Here is a 20,304-nt window from a genome sequence, read left to right as displayed (position 1 = left end):
TTTTAAAAGAGGGTAAACGAATGGAATTGAATAGAAGTGTCTATATTATGCTAACCGACACAGGAACCTTATTTACAAAATCGATACAAAAATATACAAAAGCTCCCTATAACCATGCCTCAATTGCCTTTGACCAAGATTTAAAAGAATTATATAGTTTCGGTCGAAAAAAACCAAATAACCCTATCAATGGTGGTTTTGTGAAGGAAGATATATTTAAAGGAACCTATAGTAAGTACCCAAATACAACATGTGTTATTTATAGGTTGGAAGTTTCTGAGCGTGATGTTGAAAAGATGAAGCGAGTGCTAAACGTTTTCCAAAAAAATCAACGAAAATTCCTATATAACATACTTGGACTTATCGGAGTTTCATTAAATGCACCAGTTGAATTTAGCAATTCTTATTTCTGTTCACAGTTTGTTGCTGAAATCCTCCATCGCTCGGGAATTAGGCTGTGGGATAAATTACCGGCTCTCGTAACCCCGGATGACTTCCGCAATAATCCTAGACTTCACCAAGAATATGAAGGGAAATTATTTGAATATGAGCCAATTAAGAGAAGGTTTGTCTAACATAAGATCATAGTTATTCTATGATAACCCCCTGTTTTAGAGGAAAAAACTTAGTGTATCCTATATAATGAGAGGGTGATAGGATGGGATATGGAAAGCTAGTTCTTTAATTCTAAAGTAGGAAGGTACGTAGGATTTAAAATGAAGAGAAGTAAATTAAAGTTAATATTTGTGTTATCTATCCTTTTGTTGTTGTTTTTAACAAGTTTAAATGTTTTTACTTCATATATAAAAATTGAAAAGACAGTTGAGGAATCAATTGCAAATCAAAGTATACAGTCAGCAATGTCCATTGCATCTTCTATTGACACGGAACAATACAAGAGTTTTTTAGCTAATCCTGTAAAAAGCGAAGACTACTGGGAAATCAGAAATTACTTAAATGACGCACGAGAAAAGATTGGTGCTTTATATGTATATACTTTGAAGGTTGATAATCCAAAAGTATCTAGAGGTATGATTATTGGAATGCCAGAGGATGATGAGATGGATTATCCAATAGGGGAGATTTGTACTGTTCCTGAAGAGCAAGTGAGAAAAGCGTATGAGGGACAGACCTATAAAACAGGCGTGCTTAATGATACATTTTTAAAAACTAGTTATATTTCAGTGGGTGCGCCAATTATTGATAATGAAGGTACAATTATTGGGTATATAGGAATCGACATAGGAACAGATATGGTCAATGAGGTTGGGAGTAAAATTTTGAAAGATAGTGTGTCTATGTTTGTTTTTAATATTCTGTTTGTATTTCTTGTTCTGATCTCTTTCATTATAATACAAAGGTGGTATGTAAAAGAAAGGAAGAGGGAGCTTGAGGATACAGAGGATACGTACCAAACAGAATTTAAATCTCTAATAAGTTCTGTTCAGTCGTTAAGACATGATTTTACAAACCATCTCCAAGTAATACATGGCCTTCTGAAGTTGGGAGAGCAAGGCAAAGCCCTTGAGTATTCATCCTCATTAGTTAACGAAGTCCGGACTGTTTCAGATGTAAAGCTTAGGATTGACAATCCAGGGCTATCAGTTTTATTACAGACCAAGAAGCTTGCTGCTCTGAACCATAGCATTGATTTATCGTTTGATGTATCCAATGGTTCTTTTAATAAATTGAAGACTATAGACTTAATTAAAATATTATCAAATTTAATTGATAATGCGATTGAAGCAGCGATAGAATTGCCTGAGGGTCAACGGAAGATGAGCATTGTCATTAAAGAAGATATTGATCATTATCTGTTTGAAATATCAAATACAGGAACGAAAATCGAAGATACTGACACTGTTTTTAAAAGGGGTTTCACAACGAAAAAGACAGAAATGGGTAAGATTAGGGGACAGGGATTATTTATTGTAAAGGACGTAACGAAAAAGTATGGTGGTAAAATCACAATAAGATCGACCAAAAAAGAAACCACAGTACTTGTGGTCATACCTTTGTGAAACAGGGGACGGTTCTCATCTCTCATTTGAGAAGTTATACTGTCTCCTTAAATTTTACATAAATCACATATTGATCACCTTACCATATGGTTGGTCTTCTTTCGCAAATATTTATTAGGGATGCGTACTTAAACACAGCGGTAAATCTTCCACTCACCGCTGTATCTTTATTGCATATAGGTAATGTCTTTCATTTCAAAGATTTTATCAGTTATTCCGAATCTCTGTGATGGGTTTGATTTACTTTATCTTTCGTTGTTAAGGCAGACAAAAGTTAAAGGTTCCTTTATTTTTGAATGTGGGTGTGACACGAGAACCGTCCCCGCGCACCACTTATTTTTTTCCAAAGTAGAATATGCCAATTCCCATCCAGCTGAGCATGATGATTAGGCAAAGTAATAGGATTGGGAGAGGTCCAAATTGGTAGATTAGTGGTACAGAAGCGGCGGTGAACAATCCACCTCCAACGAATGGTTCAAACATGAGTTGTTTATAGCCAAATGCTTCGAGTGCTCGAGTGTCTCCTTTTGAGTCTGTGATGCGAATTAACATTAAACCTGCGGCAGTCATCCCCATGGATTGTCCAAAGTCACCAATTCCTCGTTCAAACCAATCTTTTGGAATCATTCGTGGTGCTAAAAATATAAATGCGACAAGATTCCAAGCGATGCCTGTTAATGCTAAAAGTAAAAATGGTAAGAAGTTCTCAGCAATAACGGTTAAAGATAAAGTGGCTATAGCACTTACGATTAGAAAATCTAGAGCTAGACCTTGAATACGTAAAATCATTTTTCTATTCACTAGTTTGAATTTATCCATTTTATCAAGGAAAATTTGCAATAAAACCCCCCCGACCATAGCTAAGGGGAATAATGGAACATGGGTAATAATATGTATATCAGTCCAGTTCCCCCAAGTAATTTTTTCTAAGTATGTAAATGCTTCTAATACACCCTTTCCAATTAGAATAGCTATACCTACGAATGCTATGTGAAACGCAAGTGGTTCTATTGACTCAGGTTCAGTTGTCATTGTTCCTGCTGACGGTCGGTCCTCAGGTTCAATAATTCCTCGTAGTTTATTTTTCGGTAGGTTAGAAGGATCTTTTAGTATAGTTGTCTTCTTTTGTTTAACACCCCAATTAATTAAAATAATTCCAAGTAGAACCCCAGAAACGACACCTACAGTTGCAAGGCCAATGGCCAAATCTGCTCCGTCCGCAAATCCCAATTTATGAAATGTCTCACTTAATCCAGCGCTTGTACCGTGGCCTCCTTCAAAGCCTATTTCAATTAGCGCCCCAGCCATGGGATTTAGTCCGAAAAGTGGTGTCAAAATAATGATTGTTAATAGAAGGCCAACAACATATTGTCCCCATGCAACTGATTGACCAAATGAAACTTGTGGCCCTGCTGTTAACCAAATATCTTTTATATTGGGAATCTTTTTGCCTAAAAATAGAGTAGCAAAGATGACACTGATTAATAGTCCCGGTAGTGTTGTCCAAACGTTAAGAACGTCCTGGTGTATAACGCCGTTTGAGATAATTGAGTTTTCACCTTGAAATCTAGTAAACAATGAACCTACAATTTCTGGTCCTAATATTAATGCAATAAAGCCAGCAATGATTGAGCTTGGAAGGAAGTATTTTTGAAAGATCGAAAATTTAACCCGAATAAATTTTCCGATTAATAGGAGTATTCCAATTAAAATTATGCTTAATCCAACCATTTCAGCATTCATAGTTATCCCCCTTTTTAAGTTAACAAAAGTGGATATCCACTCTTAAAATATGTATATTAACTTATTCCCTACGGCGAAAATATTAAACTAGTGTGATACAGGGACGGTTCTCGTGTCTCAAGTGATAAATCCAATTTATTGAGAAAAGATTGTCTGTTCGTTTATGATTAGGTTTATGAAAGATGAGAACCGTCTCTAGAAAGGTGTTGGATATGGAAAAGTATCGGATTGATCAAAGTAAAGGATTAGAGTTTGGAATTTATACATTAGGTGACCATTTACCTAATCCATTATCAGGCGAGAGAATGTCTGTGGGTGATCGCATACATGAAATTATAGATTATGCAAGGCTAGCGGAGCAGGCAGGCGTTGATTTCTTTAGTGTAGGGGAAAGCCATCAGGAGTATTTTGCGACACAGGCACATACAGTCGTGTTGTCGGCTATCGCTCAGGCTACGAGCAAAATGAAAATTGCAAGCTCATCAACAATTATTAGTACATCTGATCCAGTACGTGTATACGAGGATTTTGCAACAATTGATTTAATTTCAAAAGGGCGTGCGGAGATAGTAGCAGGACGTGCATCGAGAATTGGATTATTTGAATTATTAGGGTATGACGTTAACAATTATGAAGAGTTATTTGAAGAAAAATTCGACCTGTTACGTCTAATTAACGAGCAGGAGGTTGTTAATTGGAATGGTAAGTTCCGTGCTCCATTAAAAAATGCAACAATTCTACCCCGTCCCCAAAACGGTTCAATGCCAATTTGGCGGGCTGTTGGAGGTTCGCCAGATAGTGCAATTAAGGCAGGTTTTGCAGGTGTACCGATGTTCCTTGCCCATTTGGGTGGTCATGTACTAAGCTTTAAACGGTCAATTGATGCTTATCGCGAAGCAGCGAAACAAGGAGGTTTTGACCCGAAGCAGCTTCCAGTAGCAACCGCTGGATTCTTTTACGCAGCAGAAACATCACAGCAGGCGATTGAAGACACATATCCTCATATAAATGAAGGAATGAAACGAACGAATGGTCGTGGTTTCCCTAAGGAAGCTTATGAACAAGGTATCGATCCGCAAAATGTAATGAATATTGGAAGTCCACAAGAAATTATCGAAAAAATACTCTATCAGCATGAAGTTTATGGTCATCAACGTTATATTGCTCAAATTGATTTCGGGGGTGTTCCTTTTAAAAGACTACAGAAGAATCTTGAGTTAATCGGAACAGAAATCCTCCCTGCCATAAAAAAATATACAGCAAAATAGAGACAAGAGGCTATGCCAAAAGCAATGTGTCACTTACCCTTATCTGAGATCTGGTTATTGTTAATACCTTTGTTATCATTAACAAGATTTTGAGAGCTTGGGTAAGTGTCAGATGCCTTTTAGCAAGGCCTCTTTTTAATTTCCAGTAGTTTTTCTTTATTTTTTAAAGTAAGTTTAGTAATATATTAATTATATTATTCATATTTATTAACTATTTAATAAAAACATTAACTAATATTAACCAATTGTATTCTGATATGGTTGATGGTGAAATTAAATTTTATTTATATGGAATTGTTTATTAGAGAAAAGAGTGATCATAAATAGAGATCTCTCTTTCTTTTTTTCAAAATTCTTAAGTTTGGATGGGATTTTATGTCGATATCACCTGAGGTAAAGAAGTTATCACTTATTGCAGTGACATGGCCTATTTTTATTGAATCACTTTTACATTTTTCGTTAAGAACAGCTGACGTATTTATGTTAAGTAAGGTTTCTGATGAAGCAGTTGCATCAGTTGGAGTGGCAAATCAATTGATTATGTTTATGTTTTTTTTGTTTCAATTTGTAGCCACTGGCACTTCTGTTGTCGTCGCCCAATATTTAGGGGCAAGAAAGTATGATGAAATCAAAAAGTACACAGGGAATGGGATTCTAATTAATTTCCTATTTGGGCTTGTAGTAGCAACGGTAATTATTGTATTTAGTAGACAGTTATTGGGCTTATTTGATTTAGAGCCAGAATTATTTAACCAAGCGAGAAGCTTTCTAATAATTGTAGGTGGGGCGCTTGTTTTTCAAGCGATGAGTATAACGATGTCTGTCATTATTCAAACGCACGGTTTTACAAAAGAGACCATGTTTGTCAGTGGCGGTATGAATATTATAAACATAATCGGGAACTTTCTGTTTATCTATGGTGCGTTTGGTTTTCCGAAATTAGGAGTCACAGGTGTAGCAATTTCTACTGCATTTAGTCAATTTGTAGCGCTTATTGCGTTTGCACTTGTTCTGTACTACCGAGTAAATCTTAAATTAACATGGAATGATTTTTTTGATATACAGAAAGATCGTCTGAAGAAGGTTTTAGGTATTGGTATTCCATCATCAATGACGATCATTTCATATTCTAGTAGTCAGATTGTTACTACATCGATTATTACAATGTTAGGGACTCAAATGCTGGCTACGAGAATTTATACAATTAATGTTCTGTTTTTTATTATGATATTAGGAATTTCTCTTGGTAGAGGATCACAAATTATGACTGGTCATTTAATCGGAGCCGGTAAAATGGAGGAAGCTTTCAAGCAAGGAGTGCGTAACGTACGTTGGAGTATTGTTATGGCTTTAGTGATGACTGCTATTATTGTTTTAGTAAGAGAACCCTTACTTGGGTTATTTACTAATGATCCAGAGATTATTCAAATGGGAGCTACATTACTCATCATGGGCTTTTTATTAGAACCGGGTAGGTGTTTAAATCTTGTTTATGGTGCTACTTTGCAGGCTGCAGGTGATGCAAGGTATATGATGATTATTTCAGTTTTAACGATTTGGGGCTTTAGTGTTCCATTGTATTATCTATTAGGTATTCACTTTGGCTTGGGGCTAATTGGGATTTGGATTGCCTTCATTGCAGATGAGTGGGTTCGTGGAATTGCTTTATGGATTAGATGGAATAGTAGGAAATGGGAGCAGAAGGCACTTGTTAAAAGTGAGAAATCAGTGAGTGTAGAATCGGCGTAGGAATTTGAACACTTAGTGAGTAGATATAAAATTTAATGGAACAGTCACTAAGCGTTATGAGTGACTGTTTTTTTGTATTCAAGCCGTATTCTACAACCTTCTTTGTGAATAATAGTATAATTAAGAGAAGGAAATAAATACTAAAATCAAGCTGATAATCTTAAGGTTACCGAGACAACACAGCCGTAGGGGAAGAATGATAACTTATCCGAAGGTAGGTGCCTGTGTTCGATTTGGTTGCGGTAGAAATGGTAATCAATCCGGAGATAAGTGACCGAACCGCACAGCCAGAGGGTATGAAACGAAAAACAAGGCTACATAAATTTATAAAAGAAAAGGTGTAAAGATGAAGACTGAAAAAACAGGAACAGGCTGGAATATGGATAACAGTTATACGCGTCTACCAGAGAAGTTTTTCTCTAATAACAGCCCAAACCCGGTGAACTCGCCGAAGTTGGTTGTGTTAAATGAAGCGGTTGCAGATCTTCTTGGGTTAGATGCTAAAAAATTAGAAGATGATGATAATGTCGCTGTGTTTGGAGGAAATCAAATTCCTGAAGGATCTACTCCTATTGCCCAAGCATATGCGGGACATCAATTCGGACATTTTAATATGCTAGGGGATGGAAGGGCCGTGCTCCTTGGAGAGCAAATTACACCTGAAGAAGAAAGGTTAGATATTCAACTTAAGGGTTCAGGGCGAACAGCGTATTCTAGAGGTGGCGATGGTCGAGCTGCACTAGGACCAATGCTACGTGAATATATCATCAGTGAGGCCATGCACGCCCTTAAGATTCCTACAACTCGAAGTTTGGCGGTGGTCACCACAGGGGAATCCATTCTGCGTGAAACGGAATTACCAGGAGCGATATTAACCCGAGTAGCAGCAAGTCATATACGTGTGGGGACATTCGAGTATGCTGCAGAATTTGCATCTGTTGAGGAATTAAAAGGACTTGCAGACTATACCATCAAACGTCATTATCCAGAAAATGAATCTAGTGAAAATCCATATCTTTCATTATTAAAGGAAGTCATCAAGCGGCAGGCAGATCTTATTGCAAAATGGCAACTGGTCGGTTTTATTCACGGTGTAATGAACACTGATAACATGACGATAAGTGGGGAAACCATTGATTATGGTCCTTGTGCTTTTATGAATGAATATGATCCATCAACTGTATTCAGTTCTATTGATAGGCAAGGGCGTTATGCTTATGGAAATCAACCATATATCGGTGGGTGGAATCTCGCGAGATTAGCTGAAGCACTATTGCCTCTTTTGCATGAAGACCAAGAAAAAGCACTTGAACTTGCTCAAGATGCAGTTGCCGAATACTCTAATTTGTATAAGAGTAGATGGTTTTCAGGTATGAGAGCAAAGCTTGGAATCATCAATGAAGAAGAAGAGGATGAAACGCTAATTGAGGATCTCCTAAGCATCATGCAAAAACATAAAGCGGACTTCACTAACACGTTTCGTTCATTAACTTATGATGCCACTAAAATCACGAATTTATCTGGAACTCCAGAGTTTTCTCCTTGGCTAGAGCGGTGGGAAAAGAGAATTGAAGGGCAAAAAGAATCAAGGGAATCTTCCTATGAGTTAATGAGAAGTAGTAATCCTGTGGTAATCCCTCGAAACCATAAGGTAGAAGAGGCTCTTAAGGCTGCCAATGAAGGTGACTATAGCGTAATGAAGAGCTTGCTAAGAGTCCTTTCGAGCCCTTACGATAATTCTATCGAAAATACTGATTACTGTTCACCACCAGCATCCACAGATCAACCTTACCAAACCTTCTGTGGTACTTGATAATATTCTGATGGTTAACTGGTCTTATTAGGCAGTTAAGAAAATCCTACTTTTTTGATACTGCCTATATTCTTTTTTTAGAAGATGTCTTCGTTATTCAGCAAAAATATGTATCCAAGATGAACGTGTTTATTCTGTTTATCATAGTTGGTGAGTTGTTATTATTTGGGCAGACGGTATGAGGTATGAATGTCGCTGGGGGTATCATAATACATATTGTTGTATTGAAAGTACAACCAAACATCTAAGGGAGGCATTCTATCATGCATACACAAACTCACAGTATTCAACAAATTAACCAATGTAAACAAACGGCGCAACACTTAATTACTCAAACACAACAAAGTAGTCAACAGTACCGTCAAATGCTACATCAAGAACAACAAAACATTCAAATGCTTCAACAATTGCTTTCACATGAGCAACATGCTGCACAGACAATTCAACAGGCTCTACAAGGCCATGAGTCTGCAATTCAACAATGTCAGCAAGTAATTAATATTTGTAACCAAATGCAAAGTGAATTAACAAATCAAGGCCAATTAACAAACCAAAATCAATCAGCTATGTTTTCATCACATAATCAACAACAATTACCTTTTTCACAAATGACACCTTTTACAGGGTCACATATGAACCAAAATAACTTTCAATAATTGGTGATTGGCTATTTCTCATGCCTCAATCGTCAAAAAAGTTTGAGGACTCCTTTAGGTTAATAAAGGGGGAAGAGGCTACCAGGGCTATTACTTGTAGTATCTCTTCCCTTTTGAGTTTAGTCTTTATTACGGAAACATGAGAAGCCCTTGTTTCTTACTGATAAATGTTACCACCAGATTCCTTAAATTCTTCGGCTTTTTCCTTCATACCTCTTTCTATTGCTTCTTCTGTTTCAAGTTTGTTTTCTTTTGCGAACTGTCGAATATCTTGGGAAATTCTCATACTACAAAATTTAGGTCCACACATTGAACAGAAATGTGCTGTTTTCGCACCTTCAGCAGGTAAGATTTCATCATGATATTCAATTGCACGTTCAGGATCAAGAGATAAATTAAACTGATCTCTCCAACGGAATTCAAAACGAGCCTTTGATAAGGCATCATCTCTTACTTGTGCTCCTGGGTGTCCTTTTGCAAGATCTGCAGCGTGTGCGGCAATTTTATACGTAATAACGCCCTCGCGAACATCATTTTTATTAGGTAGACCTAAATGTTCCTTTGGTGTAACATAACATAGCATAGCTGTGCCATACCAGCCAATCATCGCAGCACCAATTGCGGATGTAATGTGATCATAACCAGGCGCAATATCTGTTGTAAGGGGACCAAGTGTATAAAATGGTGCTTCTTTACAAATCTCTAGTTGTTTATCCATATTTTCTTTTATAAGATGCATTGGTACATGCCCTGGTCCTTCTACCATAACTTGTACATCATGTTCCCAAGCAATTTTCGTTAACTCACCAAGGGTTTCTAACTCAGCGAACTGTGCTTCGTCGTTCGCATCTGCAATAGATCCTGGACGTAAACCATCTCCTAAGGAAAAAGAAATATCATAAGATTTCATAATTTCACAGATTTCTTCAAAGTGAGTATATAAAAAGCTTTCTTTATGATGATACAGGCACCATTGTGCCATGATTGAGCCACCGCGAGAGACAATACCTGTTAGACGTTTAGCTGTTAACGGGATATATCGTAACAGAACACCGGCATGAATAGTAAAGTAATCTACACCCTGCTCTGCTTGTTCAATTAAGGTGTCTCGGTATACTTCCCATGTTAAATCCTCAGCAACACCATTTACTTTCTCGAGAGCTTGATAGATTGGAACAGTACCAACAGGAACCGGTGAATTCCGAATAATCCACTCTCTTGTTGTATGGATGTTCTTCCCGGTTGATAAATCCATAATATTATCAGCACCCCAGCGTGTCGCCCATGTCATTTTTTCAACCTCTTCTTCAATCGAAGAAGAAACAGCAGAGTTCCCGATATTCGCATTTATTTTAACGTGAAAGTTACGTCCAATTATCATAGGTTCTGCTTCTGGATGATTGATATTAGATGGAATAATGGCTCTTCCACTTGCAACTTCATCACGTACGAATTCAGGTTTCATATTTTCTCTAATCGCAATAAATTCCATTTCTGGTGTGATTATTCCCTTTCTTGCATAATGGAGCTGTGTTACATTACGTCCTTTTTTTGCACGCAATGGTTTTCGTTTTAACCCAGTAAAAATGTTGTGATTAGCACGAGGATCGTTCTTATCATTATATCCATTATCCTCAGGCTTGATTTCACGGCCAACATACTCCTCGACATCTCCGCGTTCGTGAATCCATGAACTTCGAAGGGCAGGAAGCCCATTTGTAATATCTACTGAGTAAGTAGAATCAGTATAAGGTCCACTAGTATCATACACTCGTACTGGAGAATTTTCAGCTTCTCCAAACGTGCCAGTAGTCGGCTCTAACTGAATTTCACGCATCGGCACTTTAATGTCAGCTCTAGAGCCCTGGACATACACCTTTTTGCTACCTGGGAAATTCGACATACTCGAAATGCTTTGTTCAGTTGTTGATAGTGTTGACTTTGACATAGTAAATCTCTCCTTTTAATTGAAATAAAGGACAGAAATAGAGCATACAGTTGATGGAAAAGATGATGTAAATAAAAAAGCCGGTGTCCATAAAAAAATGGACCCGGCTATTATGTATACAGAAGTAGTAAAGCTTCTATAATTATTCTAACTTCCCCACGCTGGTATGAGCCAGATCAGGTCCCAAGAGTCAAGAAACTTCAACGTGTTTCTTTCTCAGCCCAACTTTTTGGACTCCCCTAGTTATTACTATTCAGTTTGATATTAGTATATATGAGACTATAAGAAAGTAAAGGTAAATTTAGGAAAATGGTAAAATAAGACTAGCTTTTTTTAGCGGTTAATATTAATTATAAACGTTAAATATCTTGAAATTGGTTATAAGGATGTTATCTTAAGGTATATTTAAGGGTAAATTGGTAGTCTTAAAAATAAATTAAGAAAATGTTTGGATTAATTATGTCTTTATGAAATATATTGTATGTAAGAGAAAAATAAGTAGAGGTAATGAAAAGTATGAATGAAGAGTTATTGAGAAATGCCAATACATCTTATCGATTAGCAGAGCAGAGGGCTACTGATTATTTTAGGTTGCTCAATGTGGAGGTAAGGCAAAAGAACTTTGTCTCTACCCTCACGAAAGATATCCAAGTGTGGAAACACAACCATATTCATCATAGATCAGTCTTTTCTCTTTTTACGCGAGGCAAGGAGAAATCTAATTCAAAGGGGTATTACAGTTATATTCAATGGCTTAAATACACTGGTAAACTAGATAATTACCTAGATCGAAGTATCTCCTATATTTTTTTGCGTGATCTAGGAAAAAAGCTGAATGCACCTGATACGCAGAAAAAGATTAAAAGTGTAGTTGAAAGTTTAAAAGATCACCTGAATCATTCGGATGCTACTGAACAGGGATTTAATATGGCAGGCTTGTATAGGATGGCCCAAAAGGAGAGAGTTGAATCGGCAGTAATTTGGGTTTCCGAAAAGCTGAAGATTGTATCCTCATCTATTCCTGAGGAAATGGATGCTGAACAAGCCCAGAGAAAACTGATTAAGATTATCGTTGGTGTGCTCATGCATGTGGTTGAAGAGATGGATGAGGATGTATCTCCCGAGGAACGCAGGCAGAAACTAGATGAAGCAATTAGATTAGGATATTCATATGGTTTAACCTATCCGTTCATTGATGATTTACTAGATTCTACTGTTTTGAGCAGGGAAGAGAAAAAACAATATTCTGATCTAATTCGTAGCACACTTATCACTAAGTCAGTACCGCCAATTGGGAAATGGGAGGGTAAAAACATAGATTTAATAGAATATATTCACGCTGAGCTCCAAGAAGCTTTTGAGTATATTAAATCTCATCAGAAGGCGGAGACATCAAAGTCGTTTTTTGAGGAGTCCTATGTATTCTTTCATTCACAAGAAGTGGACCGAGTAAAAGATTTATCTAATTCAACTTACAGTAATGAAGAAATCTATGTCCCGATTATCTTAAAATCTTCTTCTTCCCGATTAATTGCCCGTTCGGTATTAAGTGTTTCTGAGAATGAGAGTTTTGATAACAGGACATTTTTATATGGGATTTATAACCAGCTTGCAGATGATTTTGCTGATATGTTTGATGATATGAACGTTGGTGCAGTTACACCTTATACTTATTATATGAAGTATCATGACAAGCGTTCAGATTTAATAAATCCCTTTGAATTGTATTGGGCGGTCATTGCAAATTTGATTCATAATGTGTATCAATCTGATGAAAAGACTTGTGAAGTAATATTGGATCGGGCAATAAATGGTCTAAAGCGTTCAAAAGAGAGACTAGGAACAAAAAAATATAAGGAAGTAATGGCATTATTTACTTCTCAAATGCCTGAGTTCAATAGTCTTATACAGAAAATGGTTCAAAAAGCAGATGATGTGGATTTCTTCGATAAACTGCTTCGTGATCATATGATTAGTAATCTCAGAAAAGATCGTCAGGAGCGGGAGGATTTTTCACATACAATTAAAACCGTACGAAGTGAACTAAATAATGTTTTGATGATTCAAATAAAAGATCCTGATCCCTTATTGAAAAGTGTCGTTAATGAGGCTGCTAATCTCAGTCTCAAGGGTGATGCAAAGCGACTGAGACCCGTAGTCGCTTGGGCTATGGGGGTGAACGCATATGAACTTAATCAGTCGGCAATCATGCCACTTTTGAAATCATTAGAATATATGCACACAGCATCACTTATCTTTGATGACTTACCGTCTCAGGATAATGCATCAATTCGGAGGGGATGTCCGACCCTCCATCAGGTTTATAACATTGCGACTGCTGAATTAACAGGCCTTTTTCTAACTCAAAAGGCGATTGAAGAACAAGCATCCCTTGATCAGTTTGATGCAAAGACTGTTCTTAAACTGATTCAATATTCTGCCCAGAAGACTGAGGAAATGTGCAATGGGCAGGCGATGGACCTGAATTCAAAAGGAAAACCCTTAACCATAGAACAACTAAATTTAATGTGCTTTTATAAAACTGGAATTGGATTTGAAGCCTCTCTCGTCATGCCTGCCATTCTGGCTAAAGCAGAGGAATTTGAAATCGATGCACTGAAAAAGTTCGCCTATCATGCAGGGATTGCGTTTCAGATTAAGGATGATCTTCTGGATGTTGAAGGAAATAAAGAATTACTTGGAAAGTCAGTGGGAAAAGATGCTGAGAATAATAATTCGACATTCGTATCCATTCTAGGTCAGGAAAGCTCCAGAAAAGAAATGTGGGAACATTACTGTAATGCTATCGAAACCTTACAAAAAGTGCCACGCAACACGGTTTTCCTTAAACACTTGATGAATTATATTGTAAATCGGGATTATTAAACAGGGGGGGCGGTTCTCCTGTATCAAATGATGCTATGCCTTACTTCAGAATTGAGGTAAGGTTTTTTTAGTCAATAAAATTGGGACCAGATTTAGGATTGACTGAATACCTTTGAAAGTAGCATGTTATCCATTTACAAATCCATGTCAGTGTTATATTATGTTACATAAAATGTAAGAACTATGTATTAAATGTATGGGGACTTATAAAGTTAAAGGTTAAGTTCTTCTTGAAATTGGAGGTAAGTATGAAGATTTTATTAATGTTAAGAGATACATTTTATGAGGCAAACCCAAAACTCATAGATGATGCAAAACAAATTGGTCATGTAAGGATATTATATACGGATCATGGTATTGATAAAGAACAACTAAAGAATGAAGTGAAGGATGTAGATATTATCATTGTTGCAGTTGTTAAAATCGATAAAGAAGTGATTGATGCAGCTCCAAGGTTAAAATATATTCTTAAATATGGTGCTGGTTATGACAATATTGATGTTGATTATGCAAATAGGAAAGGAATCCCTGTCACTAACGCACCTGGAATGAATGCGCAATCTGCTGCAGACCATGCTTTTGGATTGATGCTATCAGCTGCCAGAAATATTCCCAAGAAAGATCAGGAGCTAAAATCCGGGTATTGGGATTTATCAATGGGAAATGAAATATATCAAAAGAAACTAGGAATCATTGGGTTTGGATCGATAGCAAAAGCAATTGCTAAACGCGCTATAGGATTTGATATGGAAACATTGGTTTATACAAATTATCAAAATAGTGAGGAAGCAGAGAAATTGAATGTCAGCTTTGTGGACAAAGAAAAGCTATTTGAAATTGCTGATTATATTATTATTGCTACATCGCTAAATGAGAAAAATAGATATTTGATTGATAAAGACGCTTTGAGTTTAATGAAATCAACGGCTTTCATCATTAATGTATCACGAGGTCCTCTCATCAAAGAATTAGATCTGATAAGCGCTTTAAATAATGGCCAAATTAAGGGTGCGGCCCTAGATGTGTTTGAAATAGAGCCACCAATCAATGAATTACCTAAAATGGATAAAATAATTGCTACACCTCATATTGGGGGGGCGACCTATGAATCTATTAGTCGGATTGGGAACGTGTCTATATCTAATATTAAAAAGTTTCTCAATGGTGAAGAACTGGATTATGTGGTGATACCGAAGATTCCCCTCTAAAAGACTTTAATTTAAGGCAACATAATTAGATGTTGTCTTTTTTTATGGCTTTTTGCTCAAAAGTTTGTTGTTTTAGACAGCATAAAAATGGTGTATTCAGCCTGCGTGTTTAAAATAAACTATCGATACGAATACAGATTTTTTTAACAATTAGGTCCTACGTATGCAAAAATAGGATTTTTATACAAAATTTACTAGTAATACATGTATTTCGCTCTAATTACCATATATAATAAAAGCATTAATAGTAGCTTTGTACTACGAAGAAGAGGCTGGTAAGCAGATGAGTATAAATCTTGTAAATGCAATGGGCGGAAAAACTAATATGCCATATATAAACCGGTATGAATAGGGGAGAAACGTAATGATTATTGCATTATTCATATTTTCAATAGGTTTACTCCCTTTGGTTTTAGCCTTAAATGTAATCAAAATGTACAAAGGGTCAGAATTAGGGATTGCTCTATTACTTTTTATGATATCAATTACTCTTTGGCAAATTGATATTGGTGTACTATATCTCAAGGATATTCTATCAAAGGATCTGATTCTTTTTATATTTCGTTTTTTTAGGATAGGATCCACTTTGGTGGTCCCATTGACCTTCTATATCGTTTATATCATTCTAAAGAAACATTCACCAAATATTAAAAATTCATTCTTACATCATTTATTATTGTTATTATTTAACCCGAAAATAATCTGGCTACTTTCTATATGGGGATTAATTGTTTATTTTATTAATTGGACTAAATGGGGTATTGAAGGTCTGACACCAGTTAGAATTATGAATACAGATACTCAGCTGTACTTTCCTATTTATGGAGAACTTCATTTTCTATATATACTTCATACAGGCAGCATGCTATTTCTATTAATTACTGTAGTGGTTGTTTCAAAAGGGATTCAACACAATACTTTAATATCCTTTTTAAGAACATTCTCATTTTGTGCTCTGTTACTCTTAATTACTGGTTTTTTAAATTTTATACCAGGAACAGGGGCAGTTTTAAGTAGTATTGGTGTAATTATTTTCACGTCGATCATCATTTTTTCATTTGTAAAGTTAAATAACTTAATGACGATTAATTATAATTTGCTAAGTGAAAGGCAAAAAAAGCTCGATTTTTTAGGTGACGTTTCAGCAAGTTTAGTTCACGAGGTTAAAAATAACCTCCAAATTATCAAGGCATATTCACAAATGCTACCTGAATCTACACCTTTACCAAAAGATAGCGAGCATATGGTTAAAATGATCCAACTTGCAACAAAGCAGTTAGAAGATCTTACGTTTAACTACACCGACTACTTAAATAAAAAATCAATCAACTTCAAGAATGTTGATTTGAATGAAATTATTTCAGAGTCAATGACAATAGTTAATGAAATTATAAATGAAAGAAGAGTAGGGATCAATTTTGAAAAAAAGTATAAACCCCTGATTGTTTATGCGAATTCTACATACCTGAAACAGGTTTTTATTAATTTAATAAAAAACAGTTGTGAAGCAATTACTGATGAAAATGAGAGTAGGAAAATAGATATTAGTACAGATATAGTTGGAGAGAAAATTATCATTGATATATCTGATAGTGGACATGGAATACCAGTGGCCCAATGGGAGAGTATCTTCGATCCTTTTATTTCCTCGAAAGAGATAGGAATGGGTATAGGTCTCCCATTTGTTAGAAAAATTATTTTTGAACATCGTGGCGAAATATTTGTGCTTTCTAGTAGTAGGGAAGGAACTACTTTTCGAATGTTATTACCTCAATATGAGTTTAGTAAATAGCAAGTTTCGAACTTCAAAGATCTATTGGAGCTTTTACGTGTTAATTCGTATAAATTGACCAATAATGAGATAATAGATTGAAATCGAAAAGGATCTATACATAAGGAGAATCTAATGAATAATTTTAAATTGAACATTCAATATGATGGTGGAAGGTATAAAGGCTGGCAAAGGCTTGGTGGTGGTGATCAATCTATTCAAGGGAAGATTGAGAATGTATTAACAGAATTAACAGGGGAAAAGATAGAAATCATTGGGTGTAGTCGAACAGATGCAGGTGTACATGCTTTTGATCAAATCGCCAATTTCAAAACAAGCAAGAATCTATCTGAATCTGAAGTGTTAAATTATTTGAATCGCTATTTACCTAATGATATCAGCGTGGTGGACGTTACTTTAGAGAGTGATCGATTTCATGCTCGTTATAATGCCAAAGACAAAACGTACTTGTATAAGATTTGGAACGAAAGCTATACAAATCCTTTCATGCGAAAATACAGCATGCATATAGATAAAAAGTTAAACGTATTACAAATGAAAAATGCAAGTGAATATTTTATTGGCAAGCATGATTTCACTTCCTATTCTAATGCGAAATCTAAGAAGAAGTCGATGGTGAGAGAAATCTATTCTATTGAAATAGAACAAGATGGAAGCTTTATTAATATCAGGGTTCGTGGAGATGGGTTTCTGTATAATATGGTAAGAAAGATTGTTGGAACACTGATCGAGGTTGGATTGGGTGAAATTAACGCTGATCGAATCCCGAGTATATTAGAAGCAAAGGAACGAATTCAAACAGGTAGAATGGCAGATGCAGAAGGATTGTACTTAGAGAAGGTTACTTTCTGAGTAGGACATATCAAAATAGTAAAGAAATAAAAAGTCGACATATGCAAAAGGCATAAGTCGACTTTTATAATTTTTAAAAAATTATATAGTTTGAACTCAGTTTTGGTTTCTAGCTATATACCTTGTGCTTTGCTTATTCCCATGGTTTCTTTGTTGTAAAATAGTTTGCTAGTTCTTTACTCTTTTTTCTATGCTCTTTCCGTTTAGCAGCTCTCTCTTTTCCTGTATCATGCAATTTCTTTTCCTCTTCTGTTTGAGGAATGACTCCAGGCACTTTTGCTGGTTTTCCGTTTTCGTCTAATGCGACAAATGTGACGAAGGCTGTGGCAGCAATTTTTCGTTCACCACTGATCAAATTTTCTGCGATGACCTTCACAAATATTTCCATCGAGCTTGTGCCAGTCCATGTAACAAAAGATTCAAAGCATACCGAGTCATTTGGGGTAATCGGGTTCAAGAAGTCGACCGAGTCAGTGGATGCTGTTACACATTCTTTACGCGAGTGTCTAGAGGCAGAGATAGATGCAATCATATCCATGTCACTCATCAATTTCCCCCCAAATAATGTGTTATGGTTATTAACATCATTTGGAAAGATCCTACTTGTTCTTACCACTCTGGATTCATTAATATATTTCGCTTCCATAATCGCCCTCTATTCCAATGGTTTGATTCCTCATTTTTACACTCTGATATGAAAATAGTCAACTATATTGATTAAATCAATCACTCTTCAAACGAGCAAGAGATGTATAACACTTCATCTGTTGGTAAATAAATGAAGTAACAAGTATAAAAGCTTTGAGGTGTTTTAAATTGTTTGGTTTTTTTAGAAGAAGATATTATACAGAACGAAAGCAGACCACAGTGGAAAAAACTGAGAATTTTACACCGAACTTAGTTTTGGATCTCGATACGAATATAAAGAATATAACAAAAATGCTAGATGCTCCTAATGACTTAGTGATTAGACGGTTAAGTGTTGGGGGATATCAAATGGCACTCCTGTTTTTTGATGGATTGATTGATAAAGACCTAGTTAATAATTTCATTATTAAAAATATCCAATCACAAAAGGATCACATCAATGAAGAAGAAGTTGATAAGAAATCTTTGTTAGAAAAATTACAGAATGAAACATTATCAATATCAGAAGTAGTAACAGTCACTACATTAGATGACCTTACGTTAGCGATCTTATCTGGGGATACGGCCTTAATGATTGATGGTTTAGAAGAACTATTAATCATTGGCTCAAAAGGATGGGCAAGTCGTGGGGTTGAAGAACCCATCACAGAAGCGGTAGTTAGAGGACCGAGAGATGGATTTACTGAAAATATTCGAACGAATACAGTTCATATAAGAAGAAGAGTAAGAGACCCTAACTTGCGTTTTGAGTTATTTAAGGTTGGTAGACGTTCTAAGAAAGATCTCATTGTTTCATACATTGACGGTATCGCACACCCTCAGATTGTAGAAGAAATAAAGAGACGGGTGAAAACAATTGATATGGATGATGTGCCAGAATCAGGGTATGTTGAGCAGTGGCTTGAAGATGATTTTATGTCCCCTTTTCCACAGTTACTTAATACAGAGAGGCCAGATAAGGTATCTGCTGGGTTAATGGAGGGGAAGGTAGCCATTTTTCTGGATGGAACTCCTTTTGTTCTTCTTGCCCCATTAACTTTTGGCGAAAATTTGCAATCTCCAGAGGATTATTATGAACGGTGGTATATAGGGTCATTAATCAGAATACTAAGATATTTCTGTGCGTTTGTGGCCTTATTTTTACCATCATTATATGTAGCGTTAGTATCATTTCACCCAGGAATGATTCCATCGAAACTTGCTTTTTCTATTTCTTCTACTCGTGAAGGTGTTCCGTTTCCATCTTTAATTGAAGCGTTATTTATGGAACTAACGATGGAAATCTTAAGGGAAGCGGGGGTAAGACTTCCAAAGCCAATTGGTCAAACGGTCGGAATTGTAGGTGGCTTAGTTATTGGTGAGGCTGCTGTTTCTGCAGGAATAGTGAGTCCAATTATGGTTATTGTTGTAGCTGTAACAGCGATTGCGACATTTGTAATCCCCTCTTATTCTTTCGCCATTTCTATTAGGATGTTACGCTTTGTATTTTTAATAGTAGCAGGGATATTTGGATTTTATGGAATCATTTTGGTTTACATTATGGTCAATATTCATCTGGCTAACTTGAAATCGGTCGGAGTACCTTATACAGTTCCATTTGCACCTAGTTTCTACAAGGATTGGAAGGATCTTGTTATTCGAGCTCCACTAACATTTTTTAGTAAAAGACCTACATATATGGAGACGGTTGATAAGAAGCGTATGAAAAGGGAGGAGTAAT

Annotated in this window: 14 protein-coding genes and 1 riboswitch; of the genes, 11 read left to right on the top strand and 3 right to left on the bottom strand. The window is 36.1% G+C overall.

The features are described from left to right. Positions 1 to 20: 20 nt before the first annotated feature. Both BLQ56_RS15615 and BLQ56_RS15610 read left to right on the top strand, forming a co-directional pair. On the top strand, positions 21 to 575 hold the full coding sequence (locus BLQ56_RS15615; protein WP_090856301.1) for a C40 family peptidase: 555 nt from the start codon (positions 21 to 23) through the stop codon (positions 573 to 575). Positions 576 to 716: 141 nt separating this feature from the next. Continuing rightward, positions 717 to 2,021: a sensor histidine kinase gene (locus BLQ56_RS15610; protein ID WP_090856298.1), complete on the top strand. Its 1,305-nt coding sequence runs from the start codon at positions 717 to 719 to the stop codon at positions 2,019 to 2,021. Positions 2,022 to 2,354: 333 nt separating this feature from the next. Here BLQ56_RS15610 and BLQ56_RS15605 read toward each other — a convergent pair whose 3' ends face one another. After that, positions 2,355 to 3,764, bottom strand: a complete 1,410-nt coding sequence (locus BLQ56_RS15605; protein ID WP_090856295.1) for a sodium/glutamate symporter — start codon at positions 3,762 to 3,764, stop codon at positions 2,355 to 2,357. Positions 3,765 to 3,976: 212 nt separating this feature from the next. Here BLQ56_RS15605 and BLQ56_RS15600 point away from each other — a divergent pair, with 212 nt between their 5' ends. From BLQ56_RS15600 to BLQ56_RS15585, 4 genes are all read left to right on the top strand, one after another. Next, entirely contained in the window at positions 3,977 to 5,032 is a 1,056-nt protein-coding gene (locus tag BLQ56_RS15600) for an LLM class flavin-dependent oxidoreductase (protein WP_090856292.1), read from the top strand. 375 nt (positions 5,033 to 5,407) lie between these two features. Next, the gene (locus tag BLQ56_RS15595) at positions 5,408 to 6,781 is read left to right on the top strand and encodes an MATE family efflux transporter (RefSeq protein WP_090856289.1); all 1,374 of its coding nucleotides are present in this window, start codon (positions 5,408 to 5,410) and stop codon (positions 6,779 to 6,781) included. Between the two features lie 346 nt (positions 6,782 to 7,127). Beyond that, entirely contained in the window at positions 7,128 to 8,594 is a 1,467-nt protein-coding gene (locus tag BLQ56_RS15590) for a protein adenylyltransferase SelO (protein WP_090856286.1), read from the top strand. Positions 8,595 to 8,857: 263 nt separating this feature from the next. Next, positions 8,858 to 9,250 (top strand): hypothetical protein, encoded by a 393-nt coding sequence (locus BLQ56_RS15585; protein WP_090856283.1) that lies wholly within the window; start codon positions 8,858 to 8,860, stop codon positions 9,248 to 9,250. Between the two features lie 157 nt (positions 9,251 to 9,407). On the opposite strand, the gene thiC is transcribed toward BLQ56_RS15585, so the two are convergent. Then, positions 9,408 to 11,198, bottom strand: coding sequence for a phosphomethylpyrimidine synthase ThiC (thiC, locus tag BLQ56_RS15580; protein WP_090856280.1), 1,791 nt, complete (start codon positions 11,196 to 11,198; stop codon positions 9,408 to 9,410). A 136-nt stretch (positions 11,199 to 11,334) separates the two neighbouring features. Next, positions 11,335 to 11,449, bottom strand: a riboswitch (TPP riboswitch). A 265-nt stretch (positions 11,450 to 11,714) separates the two neighbouring features. Between thiC and BLQ56_RS15575 the strand changes: the two genes are divergently transcribed. The 4 genes from BLQ56_RS15575 (at position 11,715) to truA (ending at position 17,936) form a co-directional block, all read left to right on the top strand. Continuing rightward, the gene (locus BLQ56_RS15575) at positions 11,715 to 14,084 is read left to right on the top strand and encodes a polyprenyl synthetase family protein (protein WP_090856277.1); all 2,370 of its coding nucleotides are present in this window, start codon (positions 11,715 to 11,717) and stop codon (positions 14,082 to 14,084) included. A gap of 248 nt (positions 14,085 to 14,332) precedes the next feature. After that, positions 14,333 to 15,292, top strand: a complete 960-nt coding sequence (locus BLQ56_RS15570) for a phosphoglycerate dehydrogenase (protein WP_090856274.1) — start codon at positions 14,333 to 14,335, stop codon at positions 15,290 to 15,292. A 364-nt stretch (positions 15,293 to 15,656) separates the two neighbouring features. Then, positions 15,657 to 17,084 carry a sensor histidine kinase gene (locus tag BLQ56_RS15565; protein WP_090856271.1) on the top strand — a complete coding sequence of 476 codons (1,428 nt, stop codon included), beginning with the start codon at positions 15,657 to 15,659 and terminating at the stop codon, positions 17,082 to 17,084. Between the two features lie 114 nt (positions 17,085 to 17,198). Further along, on the top strand, positions 17,199 to 17,936 hold the full coding sequence (gene truA / locus BLQ56_RS15560) for a tRNA pseudouridine(38-40) synthase TruA (RefSeq protein ID WP_090856268.1): 738 nt from the start codon (positions 17,199 to 17,201) through the stop codon (positions 17,934 to 17,936). A 133-nt stretch (positions 17,937 to 18,069) separates the two neighbouring features. Here the strand turns inward: truA and BLQ56_RS15555 are convergent, their stop codons facing one another. Beyond that, positions 18,070 to 18,582, bottom strand: coding sequence for an acyl-CoA thioesterase (locus tag BLQ56_RS15555; protein WP_090856265.1), 513 nt, complete (start codon positions 18,580 to 18,582; stop codon positions 18,070 to 18,072). Between the two features lie 170 nt (positions 18,583 to 18,752). Between BLQ56_RS15555 and BLQ56_RS15550 the strand changes: the two genes are divergently transcribed. Further along, the gene (locus BLQ56_RS15550; RefSeq protein ID WP_338011855.1) at positions 18,753 to 20,303 is read left to right on the top strand and encodes a spore germination protein; all 1,551 of its coding nucleotides are present in this window, start codon (positions 18,753 to 18,755) and stop codon (positions 20,301 to 20,303) included. Position 20,304: the final 1 nt, after the last annotated feature.

It is taken from the genome of Litchfieldia salsa (genome assembly GCF_900104555.1).
Lineage (GTDB): Bacteria > Bacillota > Bacilli > Bacillales > Bacillaceae_L > Litchfieldia > Litchfieldia salsa.
Note: the sequence above shows the minus strand (reverse complement) of the source record. Positions and strands in the feature narration are given on the sequence as shown.

Coding starts and splice junctions, on each gene's coding strand:
- BLQ56_RS15555 (WP_090856265.1), bottom strand. CDS start 18,582: ATGGAAGCGAAATATATTAATGAATCCAGAGTGGTAAGAACAAGTAGG.
- BLQ56_RS15600 (WP_090856292.1), top strand. CDS start 3,977: ATGGAAAAGTATCGGATTGATCAAAGTAAAGGATTAGAGTTTGGAATT.
- BLQ56_RS15585 (WP_090856283.1), top strand. CDS start 8,858: ATGCATACACAAACTCACAGTATTCAACAAATTAACCAATGTAAACAA.
- BLQ56_RS15605 (WP_090856295.1), bottom strand. CDS start 3,764: ATGAATGCTGAAATGGTTGGATTAAGCATAATTTTAATTGGAATACTC.
- thiC (WP_090856280.1), bottom strand. CDS start 11,198: ATGTCAAAGTCAACACTATCAACAACTGAACAAAGCATTTCGAGTATG.
- BLQ56_RS15570 (WP_090856274.1), top strand. CDS start 14,333: ATGAAGATTTTATTAATGTTAAGAGATACATTTTATGAGGCAAACCCA.
- BLQ56_RS15575 (WP_090856277.1), top strand. CDS start 11,715: ATGAATGAAGAGTTATTGAGAAATGCCAATACATCTTATCGATTAGCA.
- BLQ56_RS15565 (WP_090856271.1), top strand. CDS start 15,657: ATGATTATTGCATTATTCATATTTTCAATAGGTTTACTCCCTTTGGTT.
- BLQ56_RS15610 (WP_090856298.1), top strand. CDS start 717: ATGAAGAGAAGTAAATTAAAGTTAATATTTGTGTTATCTATCCTTTTG.
- BLQ56_RS15590 (WP_090856286.1), top strand. CDS start 7,128: ATGAAGACTGAAAAAACAGGAACAGGCTGGAATATGGATAACAGTTAT.
- truA (WP_090856268.1), top strand. CDS start 17,199: ATGAATAATTTTAAATTGAACATTCAATATGATGGTGGAAGGTATAAA.
- BLQ56_RS15595 (WP_090856289.1), top strand. CDS start 5,408: ATGTCGATATCACCTGAGGTAAAGAAGTTATCACTTATTGCAGTGACA.
- BLQ56_RS15615 (WP_090856301.1), top strand. CDS start 21: ATGGAATTGAATAGAAGTGTCTATATTATGCTAACCGACACAGGAACC.